Origin of the sequence: Alteromonas sp. AMM-1, from assembly GCF_047290655.1 — a bacterium.
Classification (GTDB): domain Bacteria; phylum Pseudomonadota; class Gammaproteobacteria; order Enterobacterales; family Alteromonadaceae; genus Alteromonas; species Alteromonas mangrovi.
This window is the reverse complement of the sequence record NZ_JBLBUE010000093.1, coordinates 1-13,889: the sequence shown is the minus strand read 5'-3', so window position 1 is coordinate 13,889 and position 13,889 is coordinate 1. Positions and strand designations below refer to the sequence as shown.

General features: G+C 48.7%; 16 protein-coding genes. 8 read left to right on the top strand and 8 right to left on the bottom strand.

All coding sequences use genetic code 11. The annotated features are described in order from the left end of the window. The 6 genes from ACLR2L_RS13740 to ACLR2L_RS13715 all read left to right on the top strand — a co-directional run. Positions 1-505 (top strand): riboflavin synthase (locus ACLR2L_RS13740; protein WP_413368770.1); only part of this gene is annotated, 505 nt, incomplete at its 5' end. Positions 506-525: 20 nt separating this feature from the next. After that, positions 526-1,626 (top strand): bifunctional 3,4-dihydroxy-2-butanone-4-phosphate synthase/GTP cyclohydrolase II, encoded by a 1,101-nt coding sequence (ribBA, locus tag ACLR2L_RS13735; RefSeq protein WP_140961671.1) that lies wholly within the window; start codon positions 526-528, stop codon positions 1,624-1,626. 72 nt (positions 1,627-1,698) lie between these two features. After that, entirely contained in the window at positions 1,699-2,175 is a 477-nt protein-coding gene (ribE, locus tag ACLR2L_RS13730; protein WP_140961669.1) for a 6,7-dimethyl-8-ribityllumazine synthase, read from the top strand. Between the two features lie 11 nt (positions 2,176-2,186). Continuing rightward, on the top strand, positions 2,187-2,609 hold the full coding sequence (nusB, locus tag ACLR2L_RS13725) for a transcription antitermination factor NusB (RefSeq protein ID WP_140961667.1): 423 nt from the start codon (positions 2,187-2,189) through the stop codon (positions 2,607-2,609). Between the two features lie 62 nt (positions 2,610-2,671). Beyond that, on the top strand, positions 2,672-3,646 hold the full coding sequence (thiL, locus tag ACLR2L_RS13720) for a thiamine-phosphate kinase (RefSeq protein WP_413368767.1): 975 nt from the start codon (positions 2,672-2,674) through the stop codon (positions 3,644-3,646). Further along, the gene (locus ACLR2L_RS13715; RefSeq protein ID WP_413368765.1) at positions 3,639-4,127 is read left to right on the top strand and encodes a phosphatidylglycerophosphatase A; all 489 of its coding nucleotides are present in this window, start codon (positions 3,639-3,641) and stop codon (positions 4,125-4,127) included. The genes thiL and ACLR2L_RS13715 overlap by 8 nt, the downstream gene beginning before the upstream one ends. Before the next feature lie 14 nt (positions 4,128-4,141). Here ACLR2L_RS13715 and ACLR2L_RS13710 read toward each other — a convergent pair whose 3' ends face one another. The 5 genes from ACLR2L_RS13710 to xseB all read right to left on the bottom strand — a co-directional run bounded on the left by ACLR2L_RS13710 (position 4,142) and on the right by xseB (position 9,137). Further along, positions 4,142-5,380 (bottom strand): NADH:flavin oxidoreductase/NADH oxidase family protein, encoded by a 1,239-nt coding sequence (locus ACLR2L_RS13710; protein ID WP_413368763.1) that lies wholly within the window; start codon positions 5,378-5,380, stop codon positions 4,142-4,144. A gap of 106 nt (positions 5,381-5,486) precedes the next feature. After that, the gene (locus tag ACLR2L_RS13705; RefSeq protein ID WP_413368761.1) at positions 5,487-5,912 is read right to left on the bottom strand and encodes a MerR family transcriptional regulator; all 426 of its coding nucleotides are present in this window, start codon (positions 5,910-5,912) and stop codon (positions 5,487-5,489) included. Between the two features lie 91 nt (positions 5,913-6,003). Further along, on the bottom strand, positions 6,004-7,869 hold the full coding sequence (gene dxs, locus ACLR2L_RS13700) for a 1-deoxy-D-xylulose-5-phosphate synthase (RefSeq protein ID WP_413368759.1): 1,866 nt from the start codon (positions 7,867-7,869) through the stop codon (positions 6,004-6,006). A 34-nt stretch (positions 7,870-7,903) separates the two neighbouring features. After that, the gene (ispA, locus tag ACLR2L_RS13695; protein ID WP_413368757.1) at positions 7,904-8,794 is read right to left on the bottom strand and encodes a (2E,6E)-farnesyl diphosphate synthase; all 891 of its coding nucleotides are present in this window, start codon (positions 8,792-8,794) and stop codon (positions 7,904-7,906) included. Between the two features lies 1 nt (position 8,795). Beyond that, positions 8,796-9,137, bottom strand: coding sequence for an exodeoxyribonuclease VII small subunit (gene xseB, locus ACLR2L_RS13690; RefSeq protein ID WP_370298080.1), 342 nt, complete (start codon positions 9,135-9,137; stop codon positions 8,796-8,798). Between the two features lie 232 nt (positions 9,138-9,369). Here xseB and pomA point away from each other — a divergent pair, with 232 nt between their 5' ends. Together pomA and ACLR2L_RS13680 are read left to right on the top strand one after the other, a co-directional pair. Next, positions 9,370-10,134 carry a flagellar motor protein PomA gene (pomA, locus tag ACLR2L_RS13685; protein WP_413368755.1) on the top strand — a complete coding sequence of 255 codons (765 nt, stop codon included), beginning with the start codon at positions 9,370-9,372 and terminating at the stop codon, positions 10,132-10,134. Positions 10,135-10,139: 5 nt separating this feature from the next. Further along, a complete protein-coding gene (locus ACLR2L_RS13680) occupies positions 10,140-11,075 on the top strand; it encodes a flagellar motor protein MotB (protein ID WP_413368753.1) in 936 nt (311 codons plus the stop codon). Between the two features lie 37 nt (positions 11,076-11,112). Here the strand turns inward: ACLR2L_RS13680 and ACLR2L_RS13675 are convergent, their stop codons facing one another. The 3 genes from ACLR2L_RS13675 to ACLR2L_RS13665 all read right to left on the bottom strand — a co-directional run. Beyond that, the gene (locus tag ACLR2L_RS13675; protein WP_413368751.1) at positions 11,113-12,366 is read right to left on the bottom strand and encodes a class I SAM-dependent methyltransferase; all 1,254 of its coding nucleotides are present in this window, start codon (positions 12,364-12,366) and stop codon (positions 11,113-11,115) included. A gap of 3 nt (positions 12,367-12,369) precedes the next feature. Beyond that, positions 12,370-13,107, bottom strand: a complete 738-nt coding sequence (locus ACLR2L_RS13670) for a DUF1365 domain-containing protein (RefSeq protein ID WP_140961648.1) — start codon at positions 13,105-13,107, stop codon at positions 12,370-12,372. Beyond that, positions 13,107-13,889, bottom strand: a 783-nt coding sequence (locus tag ACLR2L_RS13665) for an NAD(P)/FAD-dependent oxidoreductase (RefSeq protein WP_413368748.1), incomplete at its 5' end; no start/stop codon positions are given. The genes ACLR2L_RS13665 and ACLR2L_RS13670, both read right to left, overlap by 1 nt.

Sequence of the window (13,889 nt, the reverse complement as noted above, 5' to 3'; positions counted from 1 at the left end):
CAGCTCGCATCACTACAGTGCTGATGTGTCTGCCGAAACCATACGCCTGACCGGTTTTGCTCAGTATAAGCCTGGTATGCAGGTCAATCTTGAAAAAGCCATGCAGGCCAATAGCCGATTTGGCGGACACATTGTGTCTGGTCATGTAGATGGCGTTGGTTCGATTACAAAAGTCATTACTCACAGCGATTACATTGAGTTTTGGGTGAAAGCCCCGGACGAACTGGCAAAGTACATTGCCCATAAAGGCAGCATTACTGTTGATGGCGTCAGCCTGACGGTAAACAAGGTGAATGGCAGTGAGTTTATGCTGTGGATCATTCCACACACCTTACAGGAAACAGTGATGCGTCATTATCAGGTCGGCACCCGCGTAAATCTGGAAGTGGATGTTATTGCCCGCTACCTGGAGCGACTCATGCTGGGTGACAAAGCCGCTGAACCCCAACAACAATCCGATATCAGCCTGGCATTTCTGGCTGAACACGGCTATTTAAAAAGATAACCCTACACAAAAGAACGATTATGGCACTCAATACCACTGCAGAAATCCTTGAAGATATTAAACAAGGCAAGATGGTTATCCTGATGGATGACGAAGATCGCGAAAATGAAGGCGATTTAATCATGGCGGCAGAGCACGTTACACCGGCGGCCATTAACTTTATGGTTAAGCACGCTCGTGGTCTTGTGTGTTTACCCATGACAGCAGAGCGCTGCAAGCGGTTAAAATTACCGCTTATGGTAGATAAAAACGAAGCGCAGTTTTCTACCAATTTCACCGTATCTATTGAAGCGGCAGAAGGTGTCACCACCGGGATCTCAGCTGCGGATCGCGCGACAACTATTCTGGCGGCTGTTGCTAAAAATGCGCAGGCTACTGACATTGTGCAACCCGGACACATCTTTCCACTTATTGCTAAAGAAGGCGGAGTGCTTAATCGCGCCGGTCATACCGAAGCGGGCGTTGACCTGGCCAGACTCGCTGGCTGTGAACCTGCTGCGGTGATCGTTGAGATCCTGAATGACGATGGCAGCATGGCGCGCCGTCCACAGCTGGAAAAATTTGCCGAGGAGCATGGCTTAAAAATTGGCACCATTGCCGATTTAATTGAGTATCGTAACTTAAACGAAACGACGATCGAGAAAGTCGCTACCTGTAAGCTGCCTACCCAATTTGGTGAGTTTGAATTACACACCTTTAAAGATGTCATCGACAATCAATTGCACTTCGCGTTGAAAAAAGGCGATGTGTCAGCCGACACACCAACTCTGGTGCGTGTGCATTTGCATAATACGCTAAGCGATCTTCTGGGTTCAAAGCGCGGCATTTCACGCTCTATGGCGCTGCCGGACGCCATGAAACAAATTGCCGATGAAGGCGGTATTTTGGTGCTATTAGGTAAGGAAGAAGATCTGGAGGCACAGCTTAAGCGTTTTGCCGCAGAAGATCGCGGTGAACAACCGGTAGGTAAAAACTGGCAGGGTTCTTCGCGTACCGTGGGTGTCGGCAGTCAAATATTGGCCGCCATGGGCGTGCAGAAAATGCGTTTACTGAGCAAGCCAATCAAATATCACGCCTTGTCAGGCTTCGGATTGGAAGTTGTTGAGTATATTCACGACTAACGATTGGGTTTTGGCGCTGTTGTGGTATACTTCGCGCCGTTTTTCTTACGGGATTCTTACGGGATTGGGGCTATGCAGGTAATCGAAGGTAATATTCGCGCAACCGGTAAAAAATTTGCCATTGTTGTGTCACGTTTTAACAGTTTTGTTGTAGAAAGCTTACTTGAAGGTGCGCTTGATACGCTTGAGCGTCACGGTGAAGTCAGCGATGATGATGTGACCCTGGTACGTGTTCCGGGTGCCTATGAATTACCTGTTGCCGCTAAAAAACTGGCTGCATCCAAGAAATTTGATGCCATCATTGCCATTGGCGCGGTGATCCGCGGTGGTACGCCACATTTTGATTTCGTTGCTGGCGAATGTAACAAGGGCCTGGCTCAGGTGTCGTTAGAGTACGGCATTCCGGTTTCGTTTGGTGTGATCACCACAGATTCTATTGAACAAGCAATTGAACGTTCTGGTACCAAGGCGGGTAACAAGGGTTCTGAGGCTGCACTTGGCGCATTGGAAATGGTCAATGTCATGTCAGCGCTTGACGATTTAGCGTAAAGGGGCGATTTGTGAAAGTATCTCCTCGCCGTCGCGCCCGTGAACTGGCACTCCAGGGTGTCTATTCCTGGCAAATGAGCGGCAACGCTGTAGAACAGGTTGAGCTTGCGCTCGCTACCAGTAATGACATGAAAAAAGTGGATATGAGCTTTTTTCAGACATTACTGCGTGGTGTTGTTAAAAATGCGGCTGAGCTGGACGAAAAAATTCGTCCCTATCTTGGCCGATTACCCGAAGAACTCGACCCGATTGAAAAAGCCATTTTGCGTTTGGCAACCTTTGAACTAACTCAGCAGATTGATGTCCCATACAAAGTTGTTATAAACGAAGCGATTGAGCTTGCCAAAGCGTTCGGTGCAGAAGAAAGCCACAAATTTGTTAACGGCGCCCTCGACAAGGCTGTACGCTCTTTGCGTCCTCACGAGCGTGGCTAGCAGTTAGTTTCTTGCTAAGTCATGCTTGATCGTGATTCACTTAAGATATTGCATCGACAATTGTGAAAGAATTTGATCTCATAAAGCGGTACTTTGCGCAAGGTGGTCACACGCGCAAAGATGTGTTGGTAGGTATTGGCGACGATTGTGCCGTAACTAAAGTACCTGAAAACCAGCATCTCGCTGTTACTACCGATACACTCATTGCGGGTGTGCATTTTTTAACAGATGCACCAGCGCGTTCGGTTGCCTATAAAGCAGTTGCGGTGAACCTGAGTGATCTTGCTGCCATGGGTGCTGAGCCTGCATGGATCAGCTTGTCATTATCGTTACCACATTGCGATGAAGCCTGGCTTGAAGAGTTCGCCCGCGGACTTTACGAGCTAACAGAGTACTATTCTGTGCAGTTAATTGGCGGTGATACTGTTGCAGGCCCAATGGCCATGACGATCACCGCACAAGGCTTCATACCACCAAACAATGAGTTACGACGCAGCCGCGCTAAACCCGGCGACTGGATTTATGCTACCGGGTGCCTTGGTGACGCGGGAGCCGGTCTCGATATCCTGAAAAACACCATAACTGTGCCTGCACGCCACCGTGACTACTTGGTTAACCGCCATTATTTTCCCACGCCACGGGTAATGGCCGGTACGGCCCTTCGTCGCACCGCCAATGCATGTATAGACGTATCGGATGGGTTGGTTTCTGATCTAAAACATATCCTCACGGCTTCAAACTGTGGGGCGACCATTCATGTTGACAGACTACCTGTTTCCCCTGCGTTATTTGAATCCGTCGGTGCTCAGGCCGCTTATCGCTATGCACTTACCGCAGGCGATGATTACGAGCTGATATTCACGGTTAATGAAGAACAGCGTGGCAATTTGGAAACGTCGCTGGCCAATGCTAATGTAAAGGCGACGTGTATCGGCCAAATCACTGGTCATGCCGGCCAGCTCGATTTACGCTTATACGACGAGCGTTATTCTCTGCCTGAAAAAGCCGGCTACGAACATCAGTTTGATCATGGATAAGCAGCTTAGGCAACGCGTTTCGCTTAAAAATCCGGTCCATTTTCTGGCGCTTGGATTTGGCAGTGGCCTGATCCCGCTTATGCCTGGCACCTTTGGCTCTCTGGCTGCCATGCCCCTGTTGATCCCGTTTTTATTCATGCCTGGTTATGCGCTGTTCATCGCTGCTGTATTAGCCAGTGTGGCGGGTATCTATCTTTGCGGTAAAACCGCAGTAGATATGCAGGTACACGATCATGGTTCGATTGTTTGGGACGAAGTGGCCGGTATTCTGCTAACGTTTATGTGGGTACCTTTATCCGTTTCCACATTGTTGGTGGGGTTTGTGCTGTTTCGAGTATTTGACATTCTGAAACCCTGGCCAATCGGGCCCATCGACAAACACCTGAGTGGCGGACTGGGCATCATGCTCGACGACATCATTGCAGGCCTGATGGCGTGTGCCTGTCTGCACGGATTGTTGTGGTTAACTGGCACAGCCTGATCCCTTTAGAACCTTTATTTTCCCTTCTGCGTGTCTTGCATTGCCAGGCGATAACGGCGTGTGCGCTGCCAATTATTGAATTGTTGGAGTAGCAGTGCCCAAATCGGTGATACCCTCTGTTGGCTCGGCTTACCTCTGCTCAGCCGGGAAAGCTGATATTTCACCATTGCCATCGTGGCCAGTGACGCCATTGGCTTGGATTTCCAGCGGATTACAGGCAGTGCTGGGGAGGTAGTTTCATTTTGTTGCCAGACAGTCGCCAGGGCAGGCTCTATTGCCAGTGCAGTAGCAATACCCACCATATCAATGCCACTGGATAACACCTGTTCCGCAACGGCTTTTCGCCGAATTCCTCCGGTTACCATTACCGGCATAGTGGCGTGTTGTTGGAGTGCTTTTGCAAATTCCAGGAAGTAGGCTTCTCTGGCCAGTGTGCTTCCGTCTCGCGCTTCTCCCTGCATGGCAGGGGCTTCATAACTGCCACCGGAAAGCTCCAGTAAATCAATTCTCTCGGTATTTAACATCTGCACTACGGCGGTTGCATCGTCGCTGGAAAAGCCGCCGCGCTGAAAATCTGCCGAATTTAGTTTTACCGAAACGGCAAAGCCGGCACGTACAACGGCTTTTACCGCTTGTATTACGAGCAGTAATAGCCGGGCACGGTTACTGATACTGCCACCCCACTGATCGGTTCGTTTGTTAGTGAGTGGTGACAAAAACTGGCTCAGCAGATAACCGTGTGCAGCGTGGATCTGTACACCACTGAATCCGGCGTCTTCCGCTAGTTTTGCAGAGTGAGCAAACTGTTGAATTACCGTTTCTATATGCGCGTCGGTCATGGCCTGTGGAACACTGAAGCGGTTGGAAAATTTGCCTAAATCCAGCGCAACGGCTGAAGGGGCATAAGTGGTCTGCCCCATGTCGTTTGGCATTTGCCTGCCCGGATGATTCAGTTGTAGCCAGCATTGAGCACCGTTCGATTGTGCAATTTGGGCCCAGTGTTTAAACAGGGTCAGATTAGATAGGTTATCCAGCACTACACCGCCTGGGCCGGTCATGGCCCTGCGCTCAATCATTACGTTCCCTGAAATAATCAGTCCTGCGCCGCCTTTTGCCCAGGTGTCATACAGGGTGAACAATGCCTGGGACGGGGCATTGTCGAATGAAGCTAAATTCTCTTCCATTGCCGCCTTAGCAATGCGATTGGGTAACAGGGTGCCGTTGGGCAGTGTAAGTGGCGTAAACAGCGTCATAGGTATCTTATTGTGACTGTGCGAACGGATTGCACGACAGTTTGGTTAGTGATCTTGAGATTACTGTAAGCTTAAAGTTAACTTGAAGGTCAAGCCAGTTCTTACATTATTTAAGCGATTGTTCAACCACGGATCTGGCATTGTCTGTACAGTCTGTATCATCTGGTTGATTTACAATATGATTCAGCGCTGATTCAAGACGCTGCCTGTTAGCCGCCAGGGTGGTCTGCAAGGCGTCTATATCCTGTATTTTGCTTTCAAGCGCAGCGATAAGTGATGCTTTTTGCCATTTTCCCTGTTCATCGGGTAACAGGGCTTTCATGTCCTTTAAGCCAAATCCGGCTTGCTGGCCTCGTTGGATGAGATCCAATACTAACAGCGCGGCTTGGTTGTATAACCTGTAACCTGCGGCGGTGCGTTTTGCCGGTATGAGTAGCCCCGTATCTTCGTAAAAGCGGATTTTAGACGTACTCAAACCCGTCAATGAGGCAAGCTGGCCAATGCGCATTAAATCAGATTTGTCTTTTTTCATTTGACAACCAAACCAATTATACCAATAAAACAAGGCAATAAAAAAGGGTACGTGACTACACATACCCTTTAGCATAATGGTGTTGTGTGGTTCAGGCTTGTGTGAATGCCTTTACCTGCTTAACGATACCGGCATCATCAATACCCAACTCGGCATACATTTCTTCCTGTGTGCCTTGCAAAATAAAGTTGTCGGGTAAACCAATTTGCAGCAATTTGGTACTGTATTGTTTTTGCAGTACATATTCTGCAACTGCACTGCCAGCACCACCCATAATGCAGCCGTCCTCTATGCTTACGAACAGATCATGATCTTGTTGCAGCGTATCCAGAATTTCAGTGTCCAGTGGTTTCACGAAACGCATATCGATGAGTGTCGCATCCAGCGCTTCTGCCGCCTTTTCCGCATAAGGGAGCAGTGTACCAAAATTAAGCAGTGCTACACGCTTGCCTTCACGCATTGTTCGACCTTTACCAATTGGCAGTGCGGTCATTACGGATTCAGGTGTAATGCCTTTACCGGCACCACGAGGATAGCGAACCGCTGCGGGTTGCTTGGCAATATGTCCGGTATACAGCATTTGGCGGCATTCGTTTTCGTCGCCTGGCGTCATAATAATCATATTGGGAATACAACGCAGGAAGGCAATATCAAACGCCCCTTGGTGCGTTGGGCCATCAGCGCCGACAACACCTGCGCGGTCAATGGCAAACAACACGGGTAGATTCTGCAACGCTACGTCGTGGATCAACTGGTCATAAGCACGCTGCAAAAAGGTTGAATAAATAGCTACAACGGCATTTAACCCTTCTTTCGCCATGCCTGCGCCAAGTGTCACCGCGTGTTGTTCAGCTATTGCCACATCGAAATACTGCTCAGGGAAGCGCTGAGAAAACGCCACCATGCCTGAACCTTCGCGCATGGCAGGAGTAATTGCCATTAACTTGGGATCGGCTTTTGCCATGTCGCACAACCACTCGCCAAAAATAGCGGAATACGAGGGCTTTGACGCAGCAGACTTTGGCAGAGCCTGATCGGCTGGATTAAATTTAGGCACAGCGTGGAATTTGATTGGGTCTTTTTCAGCTTCGGGGTAACCCTTGCCTTTTTTGGTAACGACATGCAGCAACTGTGGGCCTTTGAAGCGGCGCATGTTGCGTAGTGTGTCTACTACACCATTGATGTCGTGGCCATCAATCGGTCCAATATAGTTAAAGCCTAACTCTTCAAAAATCGTCCCGGGGACTACCATACCTTTGATATGTTCTTCAGCACGGCTGGCGAATTCTTTGATGGGCGGCACGTTGCTGAGCAGTTTTTTACCGCCGTCGCGAATACTGTTAAACAAATTACCGGTTAACAGGCGGGCTAGGTGGCTATTTAACGCACCAACGTTTTCAGAGATCGACATCTCGTTGTCGTTTAACACCACAACCATGTCCTTGCTGATGTCACCAGCGTGGTTCATAGCCTCAAATGCCATGCCTGCGGTCATCGCCCCATCGCCAATTACAGCAACCACTTTGCGCCCCTGGTTTTCCTTCTCGGCAGCAATGGCCATGCCTAAAGCGGCACTGATAGACGTAGAGGAGTGACCCACGGCAAAAGTGTCGAAGTCACTTTCCGGAGGCCAGGGGAAGGGATGCAGACCGTCTTTCTTGCGGATGGTAGCCATCTGCTCGGCGCGACCAGTTAAAATTTTGTGGGGATAAGCCTGGTGGCCCACATCCCAGATCAAACGGTCGAACGGGGTGTTGTATACGTAGTGCAGTGCAACGGTTAATTCTACCGTGCCAAGTCCCGATGCAAAGTGACCACTTGACTGACTTACACAGGTAAGTAAGTACTGACGTAGTTCATCGGAAAGGGCTCGCAGCTTGTCTTGAGGGAGCTTGCGAAGTGCGTCCGGTGAACGGGCCTGGGCCAAAGTAGGATAGTGCGCTAAATCTAAAGTCATTCTGGTTATATTTATACTGTATCTGTCTGGCGGATTAATGGTCGCGATTAACCATTAAATCGGTAAACGCCACTAAGTAGTCTGTATTGTAGGGCAAAGCGTCCAAGGCTTGAAGCGCCTGTTGGTGCAATTTTGCCAATTCTTGCCTCGATGGCTCCAATCCCAATAACGACGGGAAGGTATTTTTGCCCAGTGCAACATCAGAACCGTTGGGTTTTCCCAATGTTTCAGTGCTGGCGGTCAGGTCTAAAATATCGTCCTGTACCTGAAATGCCAAACCTATCAATTCTGCAAATTCACACAGCAAGCGATGACTATCAGGTGTAATGGCTTCACTGGCTTTGCATGCCATGTCTACGCAAGCGGTTAGCAACGCGCCGGTTTTTAAACGGTGTAACTGCTTTAGTTGATCAAGGGTAATGGTGTGGCCGGTGGACGCTAAATCTATTGCCTGGCCGCCACACATACCCAGATAACCTGACGCTTTGGCAAGGCTGGCAATGAGCGTAGCGCGTTTTTTATCGCCATAGCGGCTGAGAGGTTGTTCAGCCAATATACTGAATGCCAGAGTTTGCAGGGCATCACCCGCTAGTATGGCCGTCGCCTCATTAAATTTGATATGGCAGGTAGGTTGCCCCCGTCGCAAGTCGTCGTCGTCCATGGCTGGCAGGTCGTCGTGTACCAGCGAATAAGCGTGAACGCACTCAATAGCCATACTGATGGTAAGTTGGTCTGTGCGGGGCAAATCCAGCATATTGCCGGTTAAATGCACCAATAACGGGCGCATACGCTTGCCGCCAACGGTAAGCGCGTACAGCATAGCCGCTTTTAATTCAGGGGCATGACCAGGCAGCGCATGAATGAGCCCCGATAAGGCTTCGTCTACCTGCTGACGAACAGTGGTTTGAATTGCGTGGAGCGACATATTACAGCTCGTCGTCTGGGTTGAAATCCTGCAACGTCGCAGTATTACCTTGTTCAGTAAGGATTTTTACCTTTTGTTCGGCTTCGGACAGCGCTTGTTGGCTCAAACGCGACAAAGCGACACCGCGTTCAAATTTCTTAAGTGCTTCGTGCAGAGGCAAATCGCCACGTTCCATTTCGCTGACAATTTGTTCAAGCTCAGACAAGGATTGCTCAAATGTCGGGGACGTATCGGAGGCTTTGTCGCTCACGGTTATCTCTCTGTTGCCAAATAAAGAGGGCACATTAACCGAGGGGCGCATACGGGTCAAATAGTTTGCAGTCACGCTGGTGATATTTTGCATTGATGCAACCTGTCTGTAATTTCCCGACATAATTCTCACGGTAATCGCAAACAACGAATTTCTGGTGTAGAAAATTTTTTATCTGCCGATAGAATGACTGAAAACCAATTACATAGCGTTCATGCCGGTGGCAGATTAAATTTCCCAAACCGACATGCTGCTGCAACGTTTTGCAGCTATAGTTACCCATAACAAAACGCATCAAACACAAAAAGTGAATTGAGGGATACAAGTGGATTTAGCAACCTTAATCGGCATGTTAGGTGGTATTGGCTTTATCGTAATGGCCATGATCCTCGGGGGCGACCTCAGCATGTTCGCGGATGTTCCGTCTGTACTGATCGTATTTTGCGGTAGTTTGTTTGTTGTTATGTCTCAGTTTACGCTGGGGCAATTTTTTGGCGCAGGTAAAATTGCAGCCAAAGCGTTTATGTTTAAGATTGATACGCCGGAAGAGCTTATCGAAAAAGTGGTGGAAATGGCTGATGCCGCGCGTAAAGGGGGATTCCTTGCTTTAGAAGAAGCAGAAATTGCCAATCCATTTATGCAAAAAGGCGTGGACATGCTGGTGGATGGTCACGACATCGACGTGGTACGTGAAACGCTGGCAAAAGATATCTCCATGACCACAGAACGCCACGAATTTGGGGTATCGATATTTAAGGGCCTGGGCGATATTGCGCCGGCAATGGGCATGATCGGAACCCTGATTGGACTGGTAGCCATGTTGTCTAACATGGATGATCCTAAAGCTATCGGCCCCGCGATGGCGGTAGCCTTGCTAACAACACTGTATGGTGCATTCTTGGCAAACGTTATTTGTTTGCCCATTGCCGCCAAGTTAACTAACCGGCTGGGTGAAGAGAAGCTGAATCAGTCTCTTATCCTTGATGGCATTGTAGGGATTGCGGACGGTCAGAATCCGCGCGTCATTGAAGGGATTCTGAAAAACTATCTGGCGGCGAGTAAGCGCAATGCTGGTGGCGAGGAAGAGTAACCGATATGGCAGAAGAATGTCCTAAATGTCCACCCCCGGGCCTTCCTGCCTGGATGGGTACCTTTGCGGATCTGATGTCGCTGTTGATGTGCTTTTTCGTGCTGCTGCTTGCCTTTTCTGAAATGGATGTACTCAAATTCAAGCAAATTGCTGGCTCGATGAAATTTGCCTTTGGTGTACAGAATAAAATCGAAGTAAAAGATATTCCGAAAGGTACCAGCGTGATTGCCATGGAGTTTCGTCCTGGCCGCCACGATCCCACGCCCATCGATACCATTCAGCAGCAAACCATCGATATGACCCAACAAATGCTGGAGTTTCAGGCGGGGGACGAAGATTCCGCCGGTGGCCGGCAGAAGCAGCGTGGTACCCAGCGCGGTGGTCAGTCTCAGCAAACGTCTACTGATCAATCTGCGTCTACACAGCAAGCGGCAAACCAGGAACAAATTGCTGAAATGATGAAGAAAGTGGCCCAGCAATTACAGAAGCAAATTCTGGATGGCTCTATTGAAATGGAATCCCTTGGGCAACAAATCACTATTCGGATTCGCGAAAACGGCTCTTTTTCTGCTGGGTCTGCTTTCCTGCAACCGCAGTTTAAACCTATTATTCGAAAAATAGGCGAGATACTGGCAGACATGCCGGGTCAGATTGAAGTGTCCGGGCACAGTGACAGCCAGCAGATTTCAAATGAATTGTACCGTTCTAACTGGGATCTGTCTGCTCAGCGTGCGGTGGCGGTGGCAGAAGAAATTCGGTTAGCATCGGGGTTTGATGAATCGAGAATGTCAGTGGTGGGTAAGGCGTCTACACAGCCTTTGGTAGAACAGCCAACCAACGCCGAAGAACGAGCGCGCAATCGCCGGGTTGAGATCAATATCAATCAGGGTGAGCCCATTCGTTCTAAGCCTATATCAGTGCTTGAACAGGCTGACGGTTAACCTCGTTCACTCCTTTGTTTAAAAACAAAATGGCCCATTAACGGGCCATTTGTGCTTCAAAGCGGGGTTTGCTTAACACCAACTGCACGGTGCTGATGGTGCGTTCGAGAAAGCCGCCTTCGCAGTATTTCAGGTAATACTCCCACATCCGGGCAAAGCGGTCATCATAGCCGTGCTTAGCCAGCGCTGGCCGGGCAGCACTAAACGCCTCAAACCAGTCTCTGAGCGTTGCCGCGTAATCCAGACCAATGTCGTGTAAGTCCCTAATAGACAAGTCACTGGCGCGTTTAATGTGATCGTTCAGAGTCAATTGTGAGGGCAGAAAGCCACCAGGAAAGATGTGCTTCTGTATAAAATCCACGCCTTTTTGGTAGGTGTCGTACCGACGGTCATCAATGATGATGGATTGCAGTAACATCAACCCATCAGGTTTGAGCAAACTGGCGCATTTGCTGAAAAACTGGTTTAAGTAAGGTTTGCCCACCGCTTCAATCATTTCAATCGATACCAGTTTGGAATATGTCCCTTCCAACAGACGGTAGTCTTTTTTCAATAGCGTAACCTGACGCTCAAGGCCTTCTCTTTTTACCCATTCAGTGGCATAAGCGTATTGTTCCTCAGAAATAGTCGTGGTGGTTACCTTACAGCCGTAGTGTTTGGCCGCAAACACGGCCAGACCACCCCAACCGGTACCGATTTCAATAAGATGGTCAGATTCAGTAAGTTGTAATTTGTCGCAGATGGTTTTTAATTTGTGCTGCTGCGCTTGGGCGAGCGACGCATTGGGGTCTGGGTAAATAGCTGATGAATACATCATGCTTTCGTCAAGGAAATGAGTATAGAGTGTATTACCCAGATCGTAGTGCGCTGCAATATTCTTTTTAGCCTGATCATGCGTATTCCGACGTTTCAAATGCATGATTTTGTCCAATGGAAATGTTAACCAGCTGAAACGGGATTCCCAGCGGTCCAGGGTGGGCAGGTTGCGGGCAAACAACCGAATAACATTGGTTAACTCCGGACTGCTCCACATGCCATCTGTGTAGGTTTCACCCGAAGCAACGCTGCCGCCAAACAGTAACTTTTTGTATGTTTTTGGCGAATGTATATTCACTTCTGCGTGCAAATCGCTGCTGCTGTTTCCGCACTGAGCAATAACCACGTCGTTTTCTTTAATAACAAGATAGCCCTCCGGCAGAGTTTGCATTAAAGAAATAAATATTTGACGACATGTTTTATCGAACGATGAAAACGAAAGTGTTGGGTAAAGAGCTGATTCACTGTTGGCCATGGTTTATTCCTGACTATTTATCGGATATGAATATACTGGCGTACGCTTTATCCATAGTTTAGCAGCTTGCCAGTAGATTCCGACGACAGTTCTGAGTGTCATATTCGGTATAGATTTGATTACGTTCAAAATTGAATTTGAGTTCAATGGCTGATGCACTAAATGCATCATGGCGGTGAAATGTTTGTTGCCTTTATAGCAACTTAACCCAACAGAGAACGACTCGGATGGCTGTTGAATGTGCCAGCGATACACCATGTCGATTGGGTTAAATGGCGATACATGAAAGGCTTTTACTGTATCGGCCTGTACTGCAAGGTCTACCAGATAGTGGTGCCGTTCATTCCATGGCGTATTGCTTACTTCTGCAAGCATATGTGTGAATGTCCCTGTTTGCCTGTTGCGTAAAAAGTAAAAGTTAACCGGGCTAAAGTACAAACCAAAATGTCTGGCCTGGCCTAATAAAAAAATATCGCCACTTAACAGATCGGGCTCATCATGCAGTTCATTGATGCGATGTAGCACCGCTTGCTTAAGTGGCAGAGTTGGATCACCAAGGTAATCGCTTCGGCGAAACTCAAATGCTGCACGACGGCAATTTGAAAACCCTTTCACAGTATGGGTCAGTTGATTCACTTCGTCCAACTGTAACCACATCATGGCAATTCCATAGGAAAACGCGTGTTGTGTGGGCGTAAAGCGTTGATGTAATACCTTCCCGGTATACAAGGCGCTTTCCATTACAATTCCTCGCCAAATCGTTTGCAAACGTCGATCGCTGAGCGCACGCCGTCCTCGTGAAATCCGTTGTACCAGTATGCCCCGCAAAAGTGCACGTGATCAACGCCGCAGATAGTATGGCGTTTACTCTGTGCAGCAACCATGGCCTCACTGAATTGTGGATGGGCGTAGCGGTATTCACCCAACACCTTTTGCTGGTTAATTGCGGGCGAGTTCAAACTGACACAAAAGGTCTCCGGCGTAATTAAACGCTGCAGAATATTCATGTTATAGGTTACCGCAGCAGGGCGGACCTGCTCATCGGCTGAACCGGTTAACCGGTAGTTCCAGCTAGCCCACGCCAATTGGCGATCGGGAAGTTGTTTGGTGTCTGTGTGCAGCACCACATCGTTTTCGGCATAGGGAATAGCGCCAAGTACCGCTTTTTGGGCGTCCGATGGTTCAGCAAGCATACGTAACGCCTGGTCGCTGTGGCAGGCAAACACAACTTCATCGAAGATGCCGGATTCGCCGTTTTCAATAGTGACAACTAAACCTTGGTCTGTGCGAGTAACTGACTTGACCGGGCTGTTTAATTTAATGCGGTCGGCGAAGCTTCGGGTGAGCGGCTCAATGTATGCTCTTGAGCCGCCTTTTATGGTGTGCCACTGCGGACGGTCTGTAATATTCAGCAAACCATGGTTATTAAAGAACTTTAAAAAAAACGCCAGTGGAAAGGCCTTAGTCTGTTCCAGACTAGCAGACCAAATCGCCGCGCACATCGGATAAATATAATGTTCGCT